A 21,992-nucleotide genomic window follows, 5' to 3' on the forward strand; every position below is an offset into this window, starting at 1 on the left:
TATCCATTCAATTTGCTGATTGTAAGTTAGTAGAAAATTAGGATAATTGTAAGGAGCAGCCAGTTAGAAAAAATTCACGGAGGTTTCCATTCAATTTTTTCAAAATCCTTTCAAATTTCCTGTAGTTTTATAAAAGTTCTCATGAAAGTTCTCAAAAAGTTCTCATCTGCTTTTATTAAAAAATGCTTTATGTAGGGTTTGTGAAGGGATTATGTAGCCTATAATTTTTATGAATGTAGGGTTTATGAAGGGGTGGTAATTTAATAAAAAAGAGTGTTCAATTCCTAAAAGTATCCCACAAGAGTATCCCAAATCCATAAGTATCCTAACCCTACTTCACCCCTTCATTATATCATCTTAAAATAGATGATGGAAATTTGAATCATGTCTTTAAAATTGTTGACAAAAAAACTCTCTAATAAAATTATTAGAGAGAAATCAAGTATTAATTGAGTATTATTACCTGTAAAGTATATACTGTTTTTCCACCATGAACATTGATGTATTTCATTTTAATTGTATTTACTTCACCGATTTTTAGTTTTAATCCTTTATTTGTTCCCCAGCTTACATTTGAAGAATTCGCTTTACCTAAGTATATTTCTTTTTCTCCGTTAATACTTATATATGCTTCACGTGTCTTGTTTGTTCCAAATCCTTTATCAATAGCATCTTGTTTTACAGCAACATTAATGTCGGAAATACTATCAACAAGAACATATCCATTCTCTATTGTAGGTATTCCATTTGATGCTTGGCTTAGTTTAATTGTTCTTATTTCTGTATTATCTGGTGTCCAAATGATAGGTCCCCAATTCGCTCCTTTAAACCAAATATTAAAATAACCTTTAACTTCAAAAGAATTGTTAAATTTTCTCATACATTTACTATTATTAGTATCTAATAGATTGGTGTTCTCATCTATTTGTTCAAAAGAATCACAATATATTGTCGATAAGCTGGGTTTTAAAGTATTTCTAAATAATAAATAACTAATAGCTATAAAAATACCAAATATAATTATTGCAACAACTATAAATAGTCCTTGACTTGTTCCATTTGTCATAAAAAATGACCTCCTTCTTGTTATTTTATTGTAGTATAAATTATAGCAAGTACCTATCAGAAATCAATTTTATAGAACAGGATAATTTCTGTAAAAAAGCGTTTTTGTTAGAATAATAAAGTGTTTAAAGGGAAATAATAGAAAAGTAAAGGAGGATTAATTCGCTGGACATTTGTTATTTTTGATGCAATAATAAATGTATACCTTGATGAAATACACCATTGTCATATAAATAGATACAATATTGGATAATTGTATTCCCTCTATATGATAGAAAATCCCTAATTTGCTCTAGTATCCATTTTTTATGTGATACTAGGGTATTTTTGTATGGAAAATAAACAATTAAAATAAAGAAAGAAGGGAGGTTTTGCAGGATGACAAATAAAGTCATTGGATATATCAGAACAAGTACTAGCTCACAAGATTTAGGATTAGAAGTCCAGAAAAAGGCGTTAGAGCGGTATAAACCAGATATTATTTATTCTGAAAAAGTAAGTGGAAGAAAAGAGAAGCGAACAGAGCTTGAAAAAGCGTTAGAAAATTTAGATACAGGAGATACTTTACTTATCTATAATTTAGCTCGTTTAAGTAGGTCTAGCAAGCAGTTAGTGAATCTAATGTCAGAATTAAATGCAAAAGGTATTCATCTGAAAAGCATTCAAGAGAGTGTAGACACGAAAACAGCGACCGGAAGACTATTTTTTACCGTTTTAGCGGCTATTGCAGAATTTGAAGCAGAAAATATCAGTATCCGAACAAAAGAAGCCTTAGCGAATTCAAACAAGAAACTTGGGAGACCTAAAGTAAAAAATAACACGAAAAAGAAAGTTTTAAAGTTATATCAGAATAAAGAATTGTCACTAAATGAAATTGCTGAAAAATGTGGTGTTAGTGTGAAAACGGTCTATAATTTAGCTAAAAGTGAAGGTTTGTCAAGAAAATAGTACTTGCTATTTTAATGGACAAACGATAAAATTTAGTAGTATAACAGGGCAATTAATCGGTACAAAACCAAGGTTTTTTACCGATAATTTATTAAAAAAATAACTGACAGACAAAGACGAGTGTATCAATGTTTTGAAGATTGATAGATTGGTCTTTTTTTATGCAGAAAAAACCTTGGATTTTTACATCGTATAATAGTCAGAAAGGGTTGAAAAAATGGCACTTAAAGGTGGACGTATTTTTCAGGAAATGATAGAAGTACCTGACGAGAAGGAAAAAGGATGTGGATGCATTGGATGGATAGTATTATTAGTGATTGCTATTACAATTCTGATACACGTATTAGATTTTATTTTCCGACACTTGTTTATTTCTTTTTTATTTATTGGAGGAATTTTACTTTTAATTAGTTTATTTAATAAAAGATAACAGAAGAGGTGAATAGAATGAAAAAATGGGTAAAAATGGCAAGTATTGGCTTGTTATCATTTAGTATGTTAGGTGCGTGTGGGAAAGTGCAAAATACTAAGGATAGTGAAGCGGCTATCCAATCATCCACAGTAGAATCAATAACCCATACTAAAGAAAAAGAATCAATTATTCAATCAAAAACAGCGACAGATTACGATACGATTTATGTTCAAAATGAACTAGTAATCGGTCAAACTGGAGATGAAAGTTCGTATAATTGGACAATTTACGATACATCATTAAATGAAAAAAATTCTATTTTAAATGCTGATATGAAAAGAGATGAACTTGCCCATTCATTGAAAACTGAAATGGATGTAATTTTAGGAAAAGAAGTTCCAATAGAAGATGAATATGAAATTTATTCTACTTATTTAGATGAAAATGGTGATTTGAAAGGGATTCGGTTAGGAGAACGAACAGTTGATAATCCTACATCTCTTAATACACTAACTTCTGGGAAATATGGAATAATTCCCTATCGTTTTTCTTCAAGAGTTACTGTAGATTATTTAGCAAATGATTATAGAGAAAAAGGGTTTTATACGGCTTATGGTAGTATGTCAGGCGATATAAATAAAAATGGCTATTTCACACTACTTGACCAAATGAATGATAGCAAGACAGGTAATGATACTTCTGTTCAGATTTATGATGCAAAATTGAAAGACAGTGGTGATAACCGTAAGGATTTACTAAAGATAGATTTGGTAAGGTTGTTATTGAGGAATCAGAAGCTGAAATAGTTCGTTTCATCTATAAAAATTTTCTTGAAGGAGTTCGGGCAGTTGATATAGCAAGTCTTCTAAATGAAGCGAATATACCAACTGTAGCAGGCAATAAGTGGAAATCTCCATCAATTTATCGTGTGTTAAGAAATGAGAAGTATTTTGGCTTAGTTATCATGCAAAAGACTTTTACTGTAGATTGCTTTACACATAAGAAAAAAGTCAACCATGGTGAGAAACCCCAGTATTTATTGAGAAATGGATTGCCTGCCATTGTATCTGAAGAAGATTGGGATTTGGTTCAAGAATTATTGTTAAATCCAAAAAAAGGATTCAAAAAGAAAACAGTCAAAAATATTGAAAAACCTAAAACTTTTGTTTCCACTATTAAATCAGGGTTATTTAAAGGATTTATTGTGATTGATGCTAAATGGTCAAAAGAGGAAGTTGCTAAAGTATTGTCGAAAGGAGAACACCAGTAATGAGTAAAATAAATTTTGACGATTATAATTTTGAAGTAATTAGTGTAGAAACAACTGGTAGTTATTTGCTGACCCTAAATAAAAATTCTTTGACATTTGATAAATCAATTGCAGAAGCATTAGGGTATTCAAGTCACGTAAAGCTACTTTTAGATAGAGATAATAAAATATTTGCTATTCAGGCATGTAAGCCCAACTCTTTAAAGTCTATTCCGTTTTCAAAACCTGAAAGCCAACAAAAAGGAAGTGTCAAAATACAATATGGTGCAATACGGAATATTCTTCGGTCACTAATGGGCGATAAATGGAAAGAAGATATGAGGTATCAATTTAAAGGAGATTTAATACCTGAAAAAAAAGCTATGATATTTGAATTAGAAAAATTTGAAGAACTATTGTCATATAGTCCTAGAAATAGAAAATAAAAGATAAGTGTGGCTAATACAAATTATTTATGTGCATGAAGAATATTATCTTTATTATTATTGCCAGTTGAAAATTGCGTATTGAACAAGAAAAATACGTATAGTTTACCCCTAGAAATACTGACGAAATTGATAGAAATCATTAGATACCTCTATAAGGAATATTCCCTCTAGAGGTATCAAACGATGAGGCTAATAAAACTAGGGGTAAACTATCTGTTTTCGCACATATAAATACGCAAAAAATTATTTACACTTGATAATTGTGTGATGTAAATAGCTGTAAAACGTTGATATATCAGTATTTATATTTTATGGTGACAGCAAGATTCATCTTGCTTACTTAAAAGCACTGTCTAGGTTTAGTAAAATAGCTAAAATTTACTCTCTATTAGTGATTATGTATTTTTATATATAACAAAATTCTATGTTTATTTCTTTTTGTTTTACTAAATAAAAGTACTTGAAAAATCTATATGAACCTCTATCTAACAAGGATATACATAATAGTATATAAAATGAAGCAATGGAGTTTCTAAATAATAAAATAACTCGTAATGTGCTTTAAATAGCCTGTGTTATCTCTAAAGAGCGTTGAAAATTATTTTCGATAAAATTATACGTAAAAATTTAAAACGTCTTAGAACGCAAAATAAGCAGCATAGAATCGATTGTAGAAATCTATAAAATATTTTTGAACTTTTAAATAGTAAAATGACTTTGTGGATATTATTTTAAATCATAATCTGACGGCAAGATAAAAATTTTACTTGTACCAGTTTTAGAATTTGAAAAATTATATGTAAAAATTGATATATAAACGTTTAAGCATAGTTTAGGTAAATCTTCGATACAAAAAACACCTTTCAGATAACTTTAAGCGTAGAATTACCCACAAATTTTTCTTCGTGTCGTCTGAGAGGTGTTTTTTGAAAAATAGTGCTTTAAAACATTGATATAACGATAATCCATTAATTTTGTCAACAAAGAGAAAACCCTTGATTTTACTGGGTTTTAAAGGGGGCATTTTTTAAGTGATTTTTATCTAAAATTTAGAGATAGAAATAGGAGTATTTCAGTTTTGAATTTTCCATGTATAATAAATTTGTTTTTAGTATAAAGTGAATTTTTGCATATATGAAAGGAATATACTTGATAAAATATATCCAATTATCATAAAAAACTATATAAGGAGAGAGATTTAGTGAAGATATATACAGTCCAATCAAAAGATTTTTTGTGCTTTGTAGATAAAGAAGGCTATATTATGCCACAAAAATGTGATTGGGATAAAGATACTTTAGAGTGGGTAGATGATGTTTATAGTTGGATGGGAAAACATTATTCTGATAGAACTAATTTACCTTTAGATAGGTGTTTAATTTGGGTTTATTTTGAAATGAAACACGTTCCTTGGAAGTATATTGATTTTGATAAACATAATGTATTTTGTTTTGAAGTACCTAACAAGTTACTATATAAAAATTTCTTATGGTCTGATTTAATTGATTGGCATTGGCACTTGAATCATTTTGAGAATTGGGAAACAAAGACAGATATTTTTTATTTTGATTTAAAGGAACACTCTAAAAATATTGTTCCACAAGGTGTTACTACTCGATTAAAGAAAGAGTGGATTAAAAAAGTCTATAAAAAAATTTAGATAAATAAAAATGTTTTTACGTGAATTGAGAAACTATTCAGTTGCTTTAAATAGTTAAAATTTATTTTCTTTATTTTCAAATATAAAAAAATAGTGATATTTATACATCAATTAATTTCTTGAAAATAAATTCTATAATCATCATTGATGTATGGTAAAATAGCAATAAAATATTTATCTTTTGGAAGGAGTCTGTATGAAGGATAATCCATTTACAATTCAAACTTATTTTCCAAGTGGTGATACTAGAAGTATTCAAATCAGTCATATTCCAACCAGAACAGTTCAATCTATTCTGATTCCTCGTGATGAAATAAAAGAAGCCATATCATTACGAGAAGAATTAAATTATAATGGCTTGTATTTTTTATTTGAAGAGGAAGGGTATCTTCAAGCGAATGGAGAAAGTGAGGTCTACATAGGAGAAAGTGAAGATGTATCCGAACGTTTAATCCGACATTTGAAAAATAAGCCAAATTGGACAGTAGCTATCATTTTTACAACAAACAGTGAAGCAAACCAATTAAATAAAGCAGATATAAAATACTTGGAAAATTATTGTTATCAGAAAGCGTTAGAGGCAGAAAGATACAAATTGACGCAAAGCATTCCTACACAATCATATGTTTCAGAAGCAAGAAAAGCTGATTTAGAAGACGTTTTTCATTCAATTTCCACATTATTAACATTTTCAGGGTATCCATTATTTATTCCCGTTGTTTCTAGTAATAATTTATCAGACCAAGAAGAAGTGTTTTATTTAAATGCTCGTGGTTCAGATGCTAGAGCAATATATTCTAAAGATGGAATGACTGTTTTAAAGGGGTCAGAAATAACATCATTAGAACCGAATAAGGGATTTAGAAGACAAAACTTATTAAATCAATTGATTTTATCTGGGACTATTGATGAAAATGGTTATTTTCTAAAAGATTATACATTTACTGCACCATCTACTGGGGCGGATATTATAGGGAAAGGGTCGTATAATGGTTGGAAAGTATGGAAGAATAATCAAGGTAAAACGCTTGATGAAGTAGTAGAGAGATAGATTTTTTCGGATATTATTAATTATACTAAAGTCCTAATTATAGGACTTTTTTATTTTTTCATGACTTATAGTACGCTGCTTGATATAATGAAATAGACAAAAATAAATTTAGGAGCTGAAAAATGGATACTCGATTAATGCAACAAATTAAAGATATTTTAAAAGAGTTCCCGCAGTATTGGAACGGTGAAGAGCTACAAAGACCAATCGTTATTGATGATTTGAAAAATTATGATGCACTTTTAATTTCAGCATTATTGAAAAATCAGAAAATTAGAGAGAATTATTCGATAAAAGCTGGAGATGTCGTTATTTTTAAAGTGCAAGAATTTATTGATATTTTACGATACAAAGACTATTGGGCAGATAGCTATACTAAATATTCAAATACGATTGGACTATCAAGTGAGGGGAAATATCTTCAATATAATACTGATGTCGTGCTAGATTTTCCTTATAAAGACTGTGTCTTAAAAGGTGGTATGACGAAAGAAGATACTGGAAAAGAAGAAGTTTTTTATAATGAAATCATTGCAAGAGATGAAATAGATACTCTTTTAGCACCGAAGGCATTTGTGAATGTAAAAAAATATGATGCTGACGGAGAACATACAGTTGATTCTTTCAGTGATGAAGATAATTTAATTATCAAGGGAAATAACTTATTAGCTTTACATTCTCTGAAGGAAAGATATGCAGGAAAAGTGAAATGTATTTATATTGACCCACCCTATAATACTGGTAATGATTCCTTTAAATATAATGATAGATTCAATCATTCTACATGGTTGACATTTATGAAGAATAGATTATTGATAGCTAAGGAATTGTTATCTGAAGAGGGAGTAATTTTTGTTAGTGTTGATAGAAATGAATTTGCTGAACTCAAAGTATTGATGGATTCAATATTTAAGGATTCATATTTAGGAACTATAATAAATACATCGACTCCAAATGGCAGAGATTATGGAGCATTTGCCCAGACTCATGATTATATTCATGTTTATGGAAAAAGTTCAGAAAACACAAAAACTAATGCTTTGAGTGTAACAGAAGAAAAATTCAAATTAAGTGATTCTATTAGTAATTATTATTTACATCCTTTATTTAACAGTAATTCTGCTTTTAACAAAAAAAATCGTCCCAACTTATACTATCCAATGTACCTGTCAACTGTTGCTGATGATAATGGCTATAGAAGTGTTTCTTGTGATAAAGATGATATTCATATTATTGAAGTTTTCCCTCCTGTATCTCAAACTGATGGAACACAGTTTGTATGGAGATGGGGGAAAAATAAGGTTAGAGAATTTGGGAATACAGAGTTAGTAGGACAGCTGAAAACTGATGGTACTTATCGGATTGCACAAAAGATGCGTCCAAAGAAACAAATTCCAAGAACAGTGTGGCAAGATGCAAAATATTCTAACAGACGAGGGACTGAAGAGTTACAAAAATTGTTTGATGGTAAGGTATTCAGTTTTCCTAAACCTGAGAATTTGATTAAGGATATCATCGAAATAGGGTCAGATGTTAATGATTTAGTGTTAGATTTTCATATGGGGTCTGGAACAACAGCTGCTGTTGCTATGAAAATGAATAGAAGATTTATTGGTATTGAACAAATGGATTATATCAATACAGTTTCTGTTCCAAGGCTTCAAAAAGTAATTGAAGGCGAACAAGGCGGAATTTCTAAAGATGTAAATTGGCAAGGTGGAGATTCATTTATTTATGCTGAATTGATGGAATTAAATCAATTATATATGAACAAAATTGACCAAGCATCAACTAAAGAAGAACTATCTAATTTATGGGATGAATTAGATAACAATGCTGATTTAAATTTCCAATTAGATAAAGAAAAACTAGTTAATGAATTATTAAAAGAACATGATGAAAAAGAAGGTTCTGTTACTTTCAATGACCTAACTTTTAACGAACAAAAAGAAATTTTCAAAAAAGCATTAGATAAGAATCAATTATATGTACCTTATTCAGAGATTGAAGATAAAAATGTTATCATTTCTGATGATGACAAAGCCTTTAATCATAGCTTTTATAACAATGAGGAGAAATAGTTATGGCAAAAGAACGCTTATATGAATGGTTAGATAGAGAAATGAGAACCATCACTTATGCAATGAATACCCATGAAGTTCCAGAATATGTTAAAACTAATCTAAGAGATGAACTTCGTCCTTATCAAGAAGAAGCCTTTAGAAGATTTCAGTTTATGCAAGACAATAGCTTGCTTGCAGGCATTAGTGATGCAGGTTTTCAAAGAAAACATTTACTTTTTAATATGGCTACTGGTTCTGGGAAAACGATGGTGATGGCGAGTTTGATGTTGTATTTATATAAAGAATTCAATTATCAGAACTTTATTTTCCTTGTAAATACTGATGCGATTATAAAGAAAACGCAAGAAAATATGTTAAACACACAATCAAATAAGTATTTGTTTAATTCTAATGGCATTTTTATTGATGGCGAACAAATTATGATTCAAGCAGTGGACAATTTTCCTGTTGTTAAAGATAAAAACACAATTTATCTAAAGTTGACTACTATTCAAAAGATTCATGGAGAATTAAATAAACCCAAAGAAAATGGTATTTCTTTAGAGAGTTTAGAAGAGGAAGATATTGTCATATTAGGTGATGAAGCCCATCATTTTAATGCTTCCACAAAGAAAGAAAAAGAGCAAGAAACTTCTTGGGAAAATACTATTAACAAAATGCTATATCTAAGAACGAATAATAAACTCTTAGAGTTTTCAGCAACAATCAATATGGATGATAAAAATATTTCCCAAAAATATAGTGATAAAATTCTTTACAAATATGATTTAGGCGAATTTATGACAGATGGTTATTCTAAAAATGTATTAAGACTACAATCTTCAGAAAATGATGATGAAAAAATGAAAGATGCCCTTTTATTAAGTCAATACAGAAAATTGATTGCTAGGGAAAATGGTATTTCTTATTTCAAACCTATTATCATGTTTAAATCAAGTAAAATTAAAATTTCTGAACAAAAACAACAAGAATTTAACGCTATCATAGAGAATTTGTCTGTTGAAAGTTTAACTAAATATATTAATCAGAGAAAAACAACAGTATCATCGAATTCTACACTCTATAAAGTTTTTTCTTATTTTTTAGAACAAGATTTAGATAGTGTTATCCGAGAAATTCAGGAGAATTTTGAAGCTAGAAATATTTTAAATGCCAACGAAAAAAACATGTTAAATGAGGATAATGCAGTACTATTGAATAGTTTAGAAGATATCAATAATCCAATTCGAGTTATTTTTGCAGTCGCAAAGCTTAATGAGGGATGGGATGTTCTAAATCTTTATGATATCGTCAGAATTTCTGAAGGGGCAGGAGTAACTAGAACCGCTACAGATAGTGAAGCACAACTTATTGGTAGAGGAGCAAGATATTTTCCTTTTGTATATAAAGGAGAGAAAAGTTATCAACGCAGGTTTGATAATGTGAATAGTGATTTACGTTTCTTAGAAACATTGCATTATCATACAATTAATGAAAAAGGCTATTTAGCTAATCTTGAAAAATCAATGAATGCCGTTAATCTAATTAGTTCTAGTGATGAAACAGTAGAAATATTTGAAACGAAATTAAAAAATTCTTTTAAAAATACAACTGTTTATAAGCAAGGTAACCTATTTATTAATGAAAGTAGAGCAACGACTTCTGAAGATTATAGTTCGCTAGATAAATTTACAATTCCCAAAGAATGGGAAACCGAATATATAGGTTCAACTGTTGAAACAGATTATCAAGGGAACGTTAATGATGAAATGGTAATTCAGAGAGAATCAGAGTTTTTACATGTAGATAAACGTTTCTTTAGAAAAGCTCTACAGAGAAATCCTTTTTTCCGTTTTTCTAATTTGAAAAATTATTTACCTTTGCTTGAATCAAAAGAAGAATTGATTAATAGTCCACAGTATTTTAATGGCGTTTCTATAAAGGTGTCTTTACCTAAGGGTCAGTACATTGCTGATTTATCAGCTACTGAAAAATTAGAAATTATTGATAAGTTTTTGGTGTATTGTGAAGAGAAAATTCGCAAAAATTATAAAAAAGAGATTGGTTTGAAAATATTTAAGCCAGTTCCTATTAGAGATGTGTTGAAGGATTATGAAGTAGTTTCGTCTAAAGTTCAGACAGGTCAAGTGACACAGCGTATCCGTCCACATTCAATGAAAGGTAAAGATTGGTTTGTATATACACATGCCATTGTAAATGGCACAGAAAAGAAATTAGTTGATTTGATAGGAACTTTTGTTCAAACATTGGAAAATAAATATGAAAAAGTATACCTTATTCGTAACGATGAAAAAGGAATTCGTTTGAAACTAACAGAATTTAATGGACCACGAGGGTTTATGCCTGATTTTATTCTGTATCTTGAAAATGAAACTTTTAATTATCAAGTCTATATTGAACCAAAAGGACAACATTTAGAATCTAATGATGCTTGGAAACAAGAGATGTTATATGAAATAAACGGTTCAGATATTGAAATAATTGGTGAAAATGAAGAAGTTCGTTTGATTGGATTGAAATTTTATAATGAAGATAACGAAAGAGAATTTATCAATGAATTATCAGAGAAAGTAAATGATGGCAATTCTTTAGATAAGAAAGTTGGATTGTTTATTGAAGATATATAATAAATTGATTCCAATATTAAATGGATTGCATGAATAATGCATAGAGGAAAATTAGATGAATATAAAGAAAGTTTTAATAGAACTTACAATAGACAAAGTAGTTACATGTAAACAGCTTTCTGATTTTTATGATACTTATCATGAAGATAAAGAATTTACAGATGCAGTGGATTTTTTAAGTAGAAGTATTCATGTAGATATGGCTCAAATAAAAGAAGAACTCCGAAATTCCGAAGATAAGGGAAGCTTAGGTGTTTTGGAATATATACAGAAACACTATCCTTCAGCAATGTTGTTCATGAATCTACTCCCTCAAGAAAAACGCAGATTTATCCATTAAATAGTTTGGATTAGGCACAATTGATAGAATAGAAAAGTCACATTAAATAACATATAATTTTCAACTTTTGTTTTGTGATACTTGTCTAATCAATTTTCCTACTAAAATTATTGATTAAGAAGTAATAGGTGTATTGAGAAAAACAAAGGTTGAACATTGCGTTGGTTTGTAGCAGAAATAGATTGCTTTCTAAGATTATTTATTGTATGATGAAGCCTGATAAAAAGGGACTTTAACAATTTGAAAACCAATTTGCGGAACGCTGGTTTGCGGATAAATATCCAGATGTTGAACTGAAAAGTTTGATGTAAAATTAATTTGTAATCAATCAGTAGCTGAATCTTTAGAAGATTGAAGCTCGGCGCAGTCATTCTCAAGATGATTGCGCTGAGCTTTTTCTTGTTATAAGGTATTAAAGTAGGCGTGATTGTTTTTTTTGAGATAGAATACTTACTATAACGAACCTATCAAGGAGTGGACAAGAACATGAATTTTTATGGCATCGAGTATTTAAAAAGCCAATCTAATTTAAATGATTACTTAAAGTATTTTTTTATTTTTGCTTTGTTAATCGGGCTAGTCATTGTGTTTAGTTTTTATGTGCGACATCAAATTCAAACGAAATATCGTGAATTAAGTATTATTATTTTTTTATCATTATTATTTGTTTTAGGGGTTCAATATTCCAATTATCAACTGAACCAAAATCAGCATTCACAATCTTCACAAATGGTACATTTTGTCGAACAAGTGGCACAGGAAAAAAAAGTTTCTCCAGAAAAAGTTTATGTCAATGGTACACAATTGGCTGACGGAACCATAGTTAAAATTGACGAAGTGTTTTACAAAATGAGTTTAAGTACGGATCAGCAGTCTTATACGTTACAAGAAACGTATTTATTAACACCAACGATTGAAATCATAAAGTAAAGTGAGGGAAAATTAATGCAGTTTTATAGTCCAATTATTATTAAATTTGCTTTAGGTATTATTTGTTTAATTGTCCAAATTAATTTGATGGGAAAAGGGAATTTGGCGCCCACATCGGCTATGGACCAAGTGCAAAACTATGTATTGGGGGGCATTATTGGTGGTGTTATTTATAATGATTCAATTACGGTGCTCCAATTTGTATTAGTGTTAATTTTGTGGACATTATTAGTCTTAATTTTAAAATTTGCAAAAGAACACAATCGCTATGTGAAGCAAATTGTGGATGGTAAACCCATTACTTTAATCAAGGATGGACAGGTTGTGGTGAAGGAATGTTTGAAAAATGGTATTTCTGCAAATGATCTAATGTTTAAATTACGAGCAAATGGTATTTATGAAGTCCAGCTTGTTAAACGGGCGGTTTTAGAACAAAATGGTCAATTAACAATCGTCGAATATGGCGATGAAAGTATTCGTTATCCGATTATTGTGGACGGTCAAGCCAACATGGATGTCCTAGAGTTAATCAAAAAAGATGAGCACTGGCTATTAACGCAAATCCAAGAACAAGGATTTCAAAGATTACAGGAAATCTATTTAGGTGAGTATTTATCTGGACAGTTAAGTTTATCGCCGTATGAAGAAAAAACGATTGCTTAGCTATACTTTTCATTCTACTTATATTAAAATTAAATGGTAATTCAATGAGTTTTAAAAGGAGGAAAAATGAAAACTAAAAAGATAGTTGTCGGGTTATTTTGTTCAATGATTGTTTTAATGGGGTGCCAACCAGATCAACGAACTGAAAAAATGAAAGAAAGTACTGAAGCAGAAGCAGTCCAAGTAACGAGTGGTGCCTCGGCAGCCACTAATGCCACTTCTGTAAAGCGGGAGGAGCAGACAAACACGAATGATCAACCGAAGGAGAGTGCTGCCAAAGTGAGTTATGAGCGTAATGGACATACCTTTGAAGTTGATGCTGTTTCTGGCGCTACAGTAGAAGCTAATAATGGACAATCAGGAATTAGTCCAGAAGAAAAAGCTCAAAAGATGTATTGGTCAGGTCGTCCAGAAATCGGGGAAGTTCAAGGGGATTATTATCATCATGAAGTCGTGTTTGATGGCGGCTATACGGCTTTAATTGATGTCGTTGTTAAGGATCAACAAATTCAGTTAGTGGAATTTGATGAACGTGGACCTAAAAACTATTATTCTGAAGAATGGGCAGGAGTGACAAAACGTTTATCCGGCTATGCAAATTTTCAAGCGAACAACGCCCGAACTGATCAATCGTTAGTGACCGTTGTTAATACGATGACTTTTCTAGAAAATCAAATGGTTGCTGAAAATCGCCTAGATGGCGCCTTCCAGACAGCCAAAGGTCAATCCAATAGCGCTAATAATGGCTATCTTCCTGCTGCTAGGGCTTTAGCCAAGGAAATCAAAGAACCTTCAAAAGAACATTATACAAGTCTAACAGAAGATTTTGAGGAGGGGCTTTCTGGACGTTTAACTGTTATTACGTTAAAAGATTCAGGGAAAATAACCGATCTTCGTTATGATGAATATTTTGCAGATACAGAAGAAGAGATTAAAGATGCGAAACTGAAGGCTTATTCTCGCCAATCAAAATATTTTTCTAAAGATTATGCTCAAAAATCGGGGGAAAATTTCAAAAAAGAAGTGGATGACTTAAGAAAAAAAGCAATCGAGGAAAATAAATTAGTCAGTCCGACAAATGAGGAAGCCTGGTCGGAAAATTATCAAAGTCTTGTAAAAAAAATAACGTCACAATAAATTAAAAAAACTGCCGAAGTGGGGAAACTTCGGCAGTTTTTTTTAGTTTTCCATGAGGGAAACTTTTAATGGAACAGACACTTCGGTCACATGGTTTAACTCAATGATAGAAATTTCATCTGGGTCATAAGCCTCTTTAGGTAATCGTTTTAACAGTTTTGCTAAAATTTCTTTTACTTCTGTCGGACGAATGCGACGATTTTTATTCATAATCAGAACTTCCACATGGTGAGCTGCTTCTGAATAGACAGCGGTCGTATTTCCTGCTGAGTAGACTTTTACAAAGTAAGCATCCGTGTTTTCCAATTGTTTATTTACTAATTGTTTGTAGCTATTGGTCACATTCACTAATTTCATTTTATCACCTCATTATAGTTGTGTGCTGCAAAAGAGCGTTTCCAATTATGTACAGGAGTTCCAGATTGAATTTTTTCTATGAGGAACAAGTATACGAATATCTTTCTTCTATTATAGTTTTTTTTGATGAAAATAAAAAGTGAAAAGCATAAAAAAATCCGCACGCATTGTTATTAATGCGTGTGGATTTTTGATTATTCTGCTTGGTCAGATGTTGAAGTTTCTGTTTTAGTCACTTCTTGTGCGCCAGTTACGATAATTTTACCTTCGTTATCTAACGCTGCGACTAATTGATGATTTTCAGGATGATCTAGATAGTATTCAGCAATGCCGTCTTCAATTTGTTCTTGAATTGTTCGACGTAAAGGACGAGCGCCCATTGCAGGATCATAACCTAAATCAACGAGTTTCTCTTTGACTTCTGTTGGAACCTCAATGTGTAATTTTTGTTTAGCTAATAAGCCATTTACTTCTTCTAACATCAAGCTGACAATGTTCATCAGGTTTTCTTTGCTTAATGCTTTGAATTCGATAATACCATCGAAACGGTTAAGGAATTCGGGGGTGAAGAAGTTGTTCAATTGACCTAAAACAGATTTAGTCACACCTTCACGGGCAGCACCGAAGCCAACGTTGGCTTCCACAGCTCCTGTTCCAGCATTACTTGTCATGATAATGATGGTGTCTTTAAAGCTGACTGTACGACCTTGTGCATCTGTTAAACGACCATCGTCGAGAATTTGTAAAAACATGTGTAAAACATCAGGATGCGCTTTTTCAATTTCATCCAATAAAATTAAACTATAAGGATTACGACGGACTTTTTCTGTGAGTTGTCCAGCTTCGTCATAACCAACATAGCCTGGAGGAGAACCAATCAGTTTAGAAACACTGTGTTTTTCCATATACTCACTCATATCAAAACGAACCATCGAATCTTCTGAACCGAATAGCTCAAAAGCTAATTGTTTTGCTAATTCTGTTTTACCAACGCCTGTTGGCCCAACAAATAAGAAGGAACCAATTGGGCGGTTTTGTTTGCCTAGGCCTACACGATTGCGACGAATCGCTTTAGCTACTTTATCGACGGCATCATCTTGTCCGACAACATGAGCTTTTAAGTCAACAGCTAAATTTTTCAATTGGGTTTGTTCTTTTTCTTTTAAGTCACCGACAGGAATGCCAGTTTTTTGTTCCACAATGGCTTCAATATCTTTTTCAGTGATGACGGGTGTTTCTTCATCGCTGATTTGTTTTTCTTTCATTGCTTGTAATTTATTGATTTGATCACGATAATAAGCCGCTTTTTCAAAATCTTCTTCTGCGGAAGCTTGTTGTTTTTGTTGTTCCGCTTCTGCTAATTTTTTATCAATTGTTTTTGGATCGACGAGTTGAATAGTTAGATTCATTTTTGAACCAGATTCATCTAACAAGTCAATCGCTTTATCTGGTAAAAAGCGATCTTGAATGTAACGGTTGGATAAGTTTGCTGCTGCGTTAATCGCTTCATCTGTATATTTAACATGATGATAATCTTCATAACGTTTTTGCAAACCATGTAAAATCGTTATGGTTTCGGCAACGGTTGGCTCATCTACTTGGACTGGTTGCATCCGACGTTCTAAGGCAGCGTCTTTTTCAATAATACGGTACTCATTTAAAGTTGTGGCACCGACTAATTGTAATTCACCACGTGCTAAGGCTGGTTTTAAAATATTGCCAGCATCCATATTGCCATCACCAGCAGCACCAGCACCCACAATTTCATGGACTTCATCAATAAATAAAATGACATTTTCAGCTTCAGTGATTTCTTCAATCAATTTTTGCATCCGTTCTTCAAATTGTCCGCGAATACCAGTTCCTTGAACAAGTGAAACCACATCTAAACGAATGACTTCTTTGTCCAATAATTTTTGGGGCACATCGCCATCGACAATTTTTTGGGCTAAACCTTCGACAACGGCTGTTTTACCAACACCTGGTTCACCGATTAAAACGGGGTTGTTTTTTGTACGGCGATTTAAGATTTCAATGACACGCTTAATTTCTTGGTCACGTCCTACCACAGGATCGATATCTCCTTGGCGTGCCGCTTCGGTGATGTTAATCCCATACTCGCCTAGTAAACCTTGACCAGCGCCAGCGCCTCCGCGAGGGGGTTGACCTCCATTACCACCATCACCAAATTGAGTGGGTGGTGTTTGTTGTTCATAAGGATTACCTTGTTGCATTTGGCGAGAAAGAGAACGATATAAATCGTCTAAACTCCCAAAGCCAAAAGGGTCTTGTCCCATATTTTGAGGGGAATTATTTGCTTGATTTTTTAATTTTTGATAGCAGCTTTGGCAATAGTCCAGTTGTTTTCTTTGACCATTCACATTTGCATATAAATGAATTGTTGCTTCATTTTGTTGACAATTTTGACAAATCATTGAATGAAACACATCCTTTCAAAATAACTGAGGCCAGAAAAATAGTTGTTTGCTCTATTATTTCTAGTAAACAGACCATTTTTCCTCAAACCAGCCAAGTACTAGATAGCAAGAATAAATTCTGTCTATAAAACCACTTGACCATTTTTGACCTTTGAAGTTATTATAGCATTTTTTGTAAGAGAATCAAGTAAAAGACCTTGTTTAAAAAAAGGCAAAGATTCGATTTTTTTACAGACAATTGCGCCATTTTCAAGTAAACTATAAGAGTTGATATTTAAGAGAAAGAGTGGTGAAATCAATGGCTGAAAATCCTTTTGTAGAAAAAATTGCTTCATTAAAAGCTGGAGAAATCTCTGAATTAATCGTGGAGCAAAATGAATTTTTCCAATTCCGTGATGCTTGGATTTCTTTACCTGACCGCGCGGAAATTGTTGGAGAAGCGGGGTTAAATGGACGAATCATTTATCGTTACCAAAAAGAGGAAGAATAGTCAGTGCAAAACATCACGAAATTTAAGCAAAAAGTGTTGTGTAAGATAGAAAAAAATGGTAATCTTAGAAACTGAAAGGGTCTTTTTTCGAGTAGACGTTTGATTTTAGCGTATCAAGAAAGGAAAACCCTAACATAAAAATTTTTTATTTACGAAGGAGACCGATTTATATGGAAAAGAAAGAATTTCACATTGTAGCAGAAACAGGAATTCACGCACGTCCAGCTACTTTATTAGTACAAACTGCAAGCAAATTTAACTCAGATATTAACTTAGAATACAAAGGTAAATCTGTTAACTTAAAATCAATCATGGGCGTTATGTCTTTAGGCGTTGGTCAAGGTTCTGACGTAACAATCACTGTTGATGGTGCTGACGAAGCTGAAGGAATGGCAGCAATCGTTGAAACATTACAAAAAGAAGGATTGGCTGAATAATGTCTGAGATGCTAAAAGGGATTGCCGCAAGTGATGGCGTTGCTGTTGCTAAAGCTTACCTGCTAGTTCAACCTGACTTGTCTTTCAACAAAACTTCCGTAGAAGATACTGATGCAGAAGCAACTCGCTTAGACGATGCTTTAGCAAAATCTACTGAAGAGTTGCAAGCAATTCGCGACAAAGCAGCTCAAAGCCTTGGTGAAGCAGAAGCGCAAGTTTTCGATGCTCATTTAATGGTTTTATCTGACCCAGAAATGGTTGGTCAAATCAAACAAAATATCCAAGACAACAAAGTCAATGCAGAAGCTGCCTTGAAAGAAGTTACGGATATGTATATTGGTATGTTTGAAGCAATGGACGATAATGCTTACATGCAAGAGCGTGCAGCAGATATTCGTGACGTTGCCAAACGTATCTTAGCACATTTATTAGGTGTGACTCTTCCAAATCCTTCAATGATTAACGAAGAAGTAATCGTGGTTGCCCATGACTTAACACCTAGTGATACTGCACAATTAGACCGTACGTATGTTAAAGCCTTTGTTACAGACATCGGCGGACGTACTTCTCACTCAGCAATCATGGCTCGTTCGTTAGAAATCCCTGCAATCGTTGGTACAAAAGAAATTACTGACAAAGTAAAAGCAGGCGATATTTTAGCAGTGAACGGAATCATTGGGGATGTTATTATTGACCCAACAGATGCTGAAAAATCTGAATTTGAAGCAGAAGCAAAAGCTTATGCAGATCAAAAAGCAGAATGGGATAAACTAAAAAATGCAGAAACAGTGACAGCTGACGGCAAACATGTTGAGTTAGCTGCAAACATTGGTACACCAAAAGATTTAGAAGGCGTACACAAAAACGGCGGCGAAGCTGTTGGTTTATATCGTACAGAATTCTTATACATGGATTCATCTGACTTTCCAACTGAAGAGGACCAATACCAAGCGTATAAAGCAGTTCTTGAAGGAATGGAAGGAAAACCAGTTGTGGTTCGTACAATGGATATTGGTGGGGACAAAGAGCTTCCTTACCTAACATTACCACACGAAATGAACCCATTCTTAGGTTACCGTGCATTACGTATTAGCTTATCAGAACTAGGTGACGGCATGTTCCGTACACAAATGCGTGCATTATTACGTGCGTCTGTTCATGGTAACTTACGTATCATGTTCCCAATGGTTGCTACTTTGAAAGAATTTAGAGCAGCGAAAGCAATCTTTGAAGACGAAAAACAAAAATTAGTCAACGAAGGTGTTGAAGTTTCAAACGATATCCAAGTAGGTATTATGATTGAAATTCCAGCAGCTGCCGTATTAGCTGATAAATTTGCCAAAGAAGTAGACTTCTTTAGTGTTGGAACCAACGACTTAATCCAATACACAATGGCGGCAGACCGTATGAACGAACGCGTTTCTTACTTATACCAACCATACAACCCATCAATCTTACGTTTAATTAAAAATGTAATTGATGCAGCACACTCTGAAGGTAAATGGGCTGGTATGTGTGGTGAAATGGCGGGCGATCAAACAGCTGTTCCATTACTATTGGGTATGGGCTTAGATGAGTTCTCAATGAGTGCTACATCTATCCTTAAAACACGTAGCTTGATGAAACGTCTAGACACAACTAAAATGGCTGAACTTGCTGACCGCGCATTAAAAGAATGCGACACGATGGAAGAAGTCGTTGCATTAGTTGAAGAATATACAAAATAATTAAGTGATTATGAAAGCACATCGACAATTGTCGATGTGCTTTTTTATTGTTGCGATTCACGTATTTTTTTCTTGAAATAATAAATCGTGCTTCCCAAAATGAATAGAAAAACTAGCGTGATGCTACTCACCAGTTTCCAAGGGAAATTGGTGTGTTTTTCAGGTGGGAGGTTGACGGCGGTAGCATTGTATTTTTTAGCTTCTTTTTCTTGGATAACTAAGTGTTTTTCCCACGAATAGTCTTGATAGCCATCGTTTGCTTTGATTTTTACAGTATAATTTCCAGGAACAAAAGGTTGTTCCTTTAAGTCAATCCGATAATTAAAATTTGTATTAGGGGCCATTGTTAACGACTCTTGGTGATTTTCGTAGCGAGGTTTAGCTTCTTTTTCATAATATAAAGAGGCATCGACTTGTAATTTTTTAATCATAGCCGCTTGTTTGTTTTGGAGATTCATTAATACGCGGTTACGACCGTTAGCTTGATCGGTTTTTACTTCATTTAAAGATAATTCTGGCTGAACAGGTTCATCTGTTTCACTAAGTAAGACACCGACTACATAAGAAAAACGATTATTGATGGCCACGCCGTTTTCTGAGTGAGCAGGTTGTTCATCTGACTTTTGTTCAAAGTAGAGTCCTCCTAAAACATACCCATTAAATGGTTTTTCCGGTAAAGTAAGCTGACATTCAACAGTCTTGGTTGAGTGTTTAGGTAGGTGGATTTCTTTTGGTAATTGCGCAATCTCATTAAAAGTAAAAGGTGCAGACGGATCTTTTTTTGTTTCAGCATGAGAATAATCTGCCAAGCCATTATCATTAGTAATCGCTGCATTGGCTGAAGCTAGCACGGTAATGTCGTTGGCTGTTTGATTCGTTAGTTCGATTTGTAGCTTTTGTGTTTGGTTTGGAGCGACACGTAAATCAAAATAACTTGTCTCTTTGGTTCGTTGATTGTCGGGTAAAATGGCTTTTACAGAAAAAGTCATTTCGCTTGCTTCTACAGAATAAGAGCCAATAAAAAATAAAAAAATGATGACGCTAATAGCATGGAGCCATTTAAAAAGCTGCTGATTCATAGTGTGCACTCCTTTTTGACAATTTTTTATAACAAGGTATTGCATGAAGTTGTTTCATGCAATACCTTGTTTGTTTTCTTTTAAAGTGGTGTATCATCCAAAATCCAAGTAAGCGTTGTTTTATATTGTTTAGCTGCAACTTTTTTCGTTGTCGCAGGAACAGTTAATTGAATGCCTTGAGCAGCGGTCGCTCCGCTACCAAAAGCTGATGTCCAAGTGCCCATTCCTGTTGAAAGAGCGGCAGTCGCCACAGGAGAAGTGGCGGCACCAGTTGGATCCAAGGTTACTGGGACCGTTAATGGCGCCAAAGAAAGTAACTGTGTTGAATTGGGTGTTGCTGCTAAAAAGGTCAAGGATGCATTATCCAAAACAGCGGGTGTTGAATCACTTGTAGCAAATTGCGCACTCTGTTTAACTGATAATTTCCAGCCAAGATTTAGACCACGTTTGTCAGTTACTTGAACATAGTTTGGCACGCTAATTAAATCGCCAGTACTATTTTGCACTTGATCCAGTTGTGCCGAATAGATCGCTGTTCCGGCTTGAATTTGTTTTGATCCAAAATGGATATTTGAAACATAGTCAATACTAAGGGGTCCGGCTGTACCAGGTTGATGAGGATCAGCAGGATTAGGTGTCACAGGCTGAGAAGGGTTCGTCGGGTTGACAGGTGGCGTGACAGTATTATCAAGAGCAAACGTAATATCAGCGTTGGATTGAATAGAAGCGACTTGAGCTGCTTCAACTTTTGGACTATTTAAAAGCATAAGAGGCGTAGCAACGAACAAAATGCTTGAAATGCGCACGATCTTTTTCATTTTTTATTCCTTCTTTCTTGTTTATTTTTAA

General features: G+C 32.9%; 21 protein-coding genes. 16 read left to right on the plus strand and 5 right to left on the minus strand.

Annotation, left to right across the window (positions count from 1 at the left end; all coding sequences use genetic code 11):
- Nucleotides 1-445: 445 nt before the first annotated feature.
- On the minus strand, nucleotides 446-1,066 hold the full coding sequence (locus IGJ24_RS02260) for a hypothetical protein (protein ID WP_033625963.1): 621 nt from the start codon (nucleotides 1,064-1,066) through the stop codon (nucleotides 446-448).
- Between the two features lie 377 nt (nucleotides 1,067-1,443).
- On the opposite strand from IGJ24_RS02260, the gene IGJ24_RS02265 reads away from it, so the two are divergent.
- The 13 genes from IGJ24_RS02265 (at nucleotide 1,444) to IGJ24_RS02325 (ending at nucleotide 14,615) form a co-directional block, all read left to right on the plus strand.
- Nucleotides 1,444-2,013 (plus strand): recombinase family protein, encoded by a 570-nt coding sequence (locus IGJ24_RS02265; RefSeq protein WP_048968773.1) that lies wholly within the window; start codon nucleotides 1,444-1,446, stop codon nucleotides 2,011-2,013.
- A gap of 217 nt (nucleotides 2,014-2,230) precedes the next feature.
- Nucleotides 2,231-2,443: a hypothetical protein gene (locus IGJ24_RS02270; RefSeq protein WP_048968771.1), complete on the plus strand. Its 213-nt coding sequence runs from the start codon at nucleotides 2,231-2,233 to the stop codon at nucleotides 2,441-2,443.
- A 17-nt stretch (nucleotides 2,444-2,460) separates the two neighbouring features.
- The gene (locus tag IGJ24_RS02275; protein ID WP_289865520.1) at nucleotides 2,461-3,231 is read left to right on the plus strand and encodes a hypothetical protein; all 771 of its coding nucleotides are present in this window, start codon (nucleotides 2,461-2,463) and stop codon (nucleotides 3,229-3,231) included.
- Between the two features lie 8 nt (nucleotides 3,232-3,239).
- Nucleotides 3,240-3,695 (plus strand): recombinase family protein, encoded by a 456-nt coding sequence (locus IGJ24_RS02280; protein WP_289865529.1) that lies wholly within the window; start codon nucleotides 3,240-3,242, stop codon nucleotides 3,693-3,695.
- Nucleotides 3,695-4,120 (plus strand): hypothetical protein, encoded by a 426-nt coding sequence (locus IGJ24_RS02285; RefSeq protein WP_048968888.1) that lies wholly within the window; start codon nucleotides 3,695-3,697, stop codon nucleotides 4,118-4,120. Before IGJ24_RS02280 ends, IGJ24_RS02285 begins: the two co-directional genes overlap by 1 nt.
- Nucleotides 4,121-5,324: 1,204 nt before the next feature.
- Nucleotides 5,325-5,783 (plus strand): hypothetical protein, encoded by a 459-nt coding sequence (locus IGJ24_RS02290; RefSeq protein WP_048969056.1) that lies wholly within the window; start codon nucleotides 5,325-5,327, stop codon nucleotides 5,781-5,783.
- Nucleotides 5,784-5,979: 196 nt separating this feature from the next.
- Nucleotides 5,980-6,834 (plus strand): GIY-YIG nuclease family protein, encoded by an 855-nt coding sequence (locus IGJ24_RS02295; RefSeq protein WP_048969057.1) that lies wholly within the window; start codon nucleotides 5,980-5,982, stop codon nucleotides 6,832-6,834.
- Between the two features lie 122 nt (nucleotides 6,835-6,956).
- Nucleotides 6,957-8,915: a site-specific DNA-methyltransferase gene (locus IGJ24_RS02300; protein WP_048969059.1), complete on the plus strand. Its 1,959-nt coding sequence runs from the start codon at nucleotides 6,957-6,959 to the stop codon at nucleotides 8,913-8,915.
- Between the two features lie 2 nt (nucleotides 8,916-8,917).
- The gene (locus tag IGJ24_RS02305) at nucleotides 8,918-11,545 is read left to right on the plus strand and encodes a DEAD/DEAH box helicase family protein (RefSeq protein WP_048969060.1); all 2,628 of its coding nucleotides are present in this window, start codon (nucleotides 8,918-8,920) and stop codon (nucleotides 11,543-11,545) included.
- 55 nt (nucleotides 11,546-11,600) lie between these two features.
- Entirely contained in the window at nucleotides 11,601-11,885 is a 285-nt protein-coding gene (locus tag IGJ24_RS02310; protein WP_048969062.1) for a hypothetical protein, read from the plus strand.
- Between the two features lie 486 nt (nucleotides 11,886-12,371).
- A complete protein-coding gene (locus IGJ24_RS02315) occupies nucleotides 12,372-12,815 on the plus strand; it encodes a DUF3290 domain-containing protein (RefSeq protein WP_002355544.1) in 444 nt (147 codons plus the stop codon).
- Nucleotides 12,816-12,830: 15 nt separating this feature from the next.
- Nucleotides 12,831-13,478: a DUF421 domain-containing protein gene (locus tag IGJ24_RS02320; protein ID WP_002368017.1), complete on the plus strand. Its 648-nt coding sequence runs from the start codon at nucleotides 12,831-12,833 to the stop codon at nucleotides 13,476-13,478.
- A 66-nt stretch (nucleotides 13,479-13,544) separates the two neighbouring features.
- A complete protein-coding gene (locus tag IGJ24_RS02325; protein ID WP_002371485.1) occupies nucleotides 13,545-14,615 on the plus strand; it encodes a lipoprotein in 1,071 nt (356 codons plus the stop codon).
- A gap of 42 nt (nucleotides 14,616-14,657) precedes the next feature.
- On the opposite strand, the gene IGJ24_RS02330 is transcribed toward IGJ24_RS02325, so the two are convergent.
- Together IGJ24_RS02330 and IGJ24_RS02335 are read right to left on the minus strand one after the other, a co-directional pair.
- On the minus strand, nucleotides 14,658-14,972 hold the full coding sequence (locus tag IGJ24_RS02330; RefSeq protein WP_002355547.1) for a DUF1827 family protein: 315 nt from the start codon (nucleotides 14,970-14,972) through the stop codon (nucleotides 14,658-14,660).
- A gap of 194 nt (nucleotides 14,973-15,166) precedes the next feature.
- On the minus strand, nucleotides 15,167-17,407 hold the full coding sequence (locus tag IGJ24_RS02335) for an ATP-dependent Clp protease ATP-binding subunit (RefSeq protein ID WP_002386935.1): 2,241 nt from the start codon (nucleotides 17,405-17,407) through the stop codon (nucleotides 15,167-15,169).
- A gap of 301 nt (nucleotides 17,408-17,708) precedes the next feature.
- Between IGJ24_RS02335 and IGJ24_RS02340 the strand changes: the two genes are divergently transcribed.
- The 3 genes from IGJ24_RS02340 (at nucleotide 17,709) to ptsP (ending at nucleotide 20,064) form a co-directional block, all read left to right on the plus strand.
- Nucleotides 17,709-17,900, plus strand: coding sequence for a hypothetical protein (locus IGJ24_RS02340; RefSeq protein ID WP_002366170.1), 192 nt, complete (start codon nucleotides 17,709-17,711; stop codon nucleotides 17,898-17,900).
- Between the two features lie 170 nt (nucleotides 17,901-18,070).
- Nucleotides 18,071-18,337: a phosphocarrier protein HPr gene (locus IGJ24_RS02345; protein WP_002355551.1), complete on the plus strand. Its 267-nt coding sequence runs from the start codon at nucleotides 18,071-18,073 to the stop codon at nucleotides 18,335-18,337.
- Nucleotides 18,337-20,064, plus strand: a complete 1,728-nt coding sequence (gene ptsP / locus IGJ24_RS02350; protein WP_289865521.1) for a phosphoenolpyruvate--protein phosphotransferase — start codon at nucleotides 18,337-18,339, stop codon at nucleotides 20,062-20,064. Before IGJ24_RS02345 ends, ptsP begins: the two co-directional genes overlap by 1 nt.
- A gap of 44 nt (nucleotides 20,065-20,108) precedes the next feature.
- On the opposite strand, the gene IGJ24_RS02355 is transcribed toward ptsP, so the two are convergent.
- Complete coding sequence (locus IGJ24_RS02355) at nucleotides 20,109-21,188, minus strand: DUF916 and DUF3324 domain-containing protein (protein ID WP_025190676.1); 1,080 nt, start codon at nucleotides 21,186-21,188, stop codon at nucleotides 20,109-20,111.
- A 35-nt stretch (nucleotides 21,189-21,223) separates the two neighbouring features.
- Nucleotides 21,224-21,961 carry a WxL domain-containing protein gene (locus IGJ24_RS02360; RefSeq protein WP_289865522.1) on the minus strand — a complete coding sequence of 246 codons (738 nt, stop codon included), beginning with the start codon at nucleotides 21,959-21,961 and terminating at the stop codon, nucleotides 21,224-21,226.
- Nucleotides 21,962-21,992: the final 31 nt, after the last annotated feature.

This window comes from Enterococcus sp. DIV0546, from assembly GCF_051712785.1.
Classification (GTDB): Bacteria; Bacillota; Bacilli; order Lactobacillales; family Enterococcaceae; genus Enterococcus; species Enterococcus faecalis.

Coding starts and splice junctions, on each gene's coding strand:
- IGJ24_RS02320 (WP_002368017.1), top strand. CDS start 12,831: ATGCAGTTTTATAGTCCAATTATTATTAAATTTGCTTTAGGTATTATT.
- IGJ24_RS02300 (WP_048969059.1), top strand. CDS start 6,957: ATGGATACTCGATTAATGCAACAAATTAAAGATATTTTAAAAGAGTTC.
- IGJ24_RS02295 (WP_048969057.1), top strand. CDS start 5,980: ATGAAGGATAATCCATTTACAATTCAAACTTATTTTCCAAGTGGTGAT.
- IGJ24_RS02265 (WP_048968773.1), top strand. CDS start 1,444: ATGACAAATAAAGTCATTGGATATATCAGAACAAGTACTAGCTCACAA.
- IGJ24_RS02340 (WP_002366170.1), top strand. CDS start 17,709: ATGGCTGAAAATCCTTTTGTAGAAAAAATTGCTTCATTAAAAGCTGGA.
- IGJ24_RS02330 (WP_002355547.1), bottom strand. CDS start 14,972: ATGAAATTAGTGAATGTGACCAATAGCTACAAACAATTAGTAAATAAA.
- IGJ24_RS02305 (WP_048969060.1), top strand. CDS start 8,918: ATGGCAAAAGAACGCTTATATGAATGGTTAGATAGAGAAATGAGAACC.
- IGJ24_RS02315 (WP_002355544.1), top strand. CDS start 12,372: ATGAATTTTTATGGCATCGAGTATTTAAAAAGCCAATCTAATTTAAAT.
- IGJ24_RS02270 (WP_048968771.1), top strand. CDS start 2,231: ATGGCACTTAAAGGTGGACGTATTTTTCAGGAAATGATAGAAGTACCT.
- IGJ24_RS02285 (WP_048968888.1), top strand. CDS start 3,695: ATGAGTAAAATAAATTTTGACGATTATAATTTTGAAGTAATTAGTGTA.
- IGJ24_RS02335 (WP_002386935.1), bottom strand. CDS start 17,407: ATGATTTGTCAAAATTGTCAACAAAATGAAGCAACAATTCATTTATAT.
- IGJ24_RS02355 (WP_025190676.1), bottom strand. CDS start 21,188: ATGCAATACCTTGTTATAAAAAATTGTCAAAAAGGAGTGCACACTATG.
- IGJ24_RS02260 (WP_033625963.1), bottom strand. CDS start 1,066: ATGACAAATGGAACAAGTCAAGGACTATTTATAGTTGTTGCAATAATT.
- ptsP (WP_289865521.1), top strand. CDS start 18,337: ATGTCTGAGATGCTAAAAGGGATTGCCGCAAGTGATGGCGTTGCTGTT.
- IGJ24_RS02325 (WP_002371485.1), top strand. CDS start 13,545: ATGAAAACTAAAAAGATAGTTGTCGGGTTATTTTGTTCAATGATTGTT.
- IGJ24_RS02360 (WP_289865522.1), bottom strand. CDS start 21,961: ATGAAAAAGATCGTGCGCATTTCAAGCATTTTGTTCGTTGCTACGCCT.
- IGJ24_RS02345 (WP_002355551.1), top strand. CDS start 18,071: ATGGAAAAGAAAGAATTTCACATTGTAGCAGAAACAGGAATTCACGCA.
- IGJ24_RS02310 (WP_048969062.1), top strand. CDS start 11,601: ATGAATATAAAGAAAGTTTTAATAGAACTTACAATAGACAAAGTAGTT.
- IGJ24_RS02275 (WP_289865520.1), top strand. CDS start 2,461: ATGAAAAAATGGGTAAAAATGGCAAGTATTGGCTTGTTATCATTTAGT.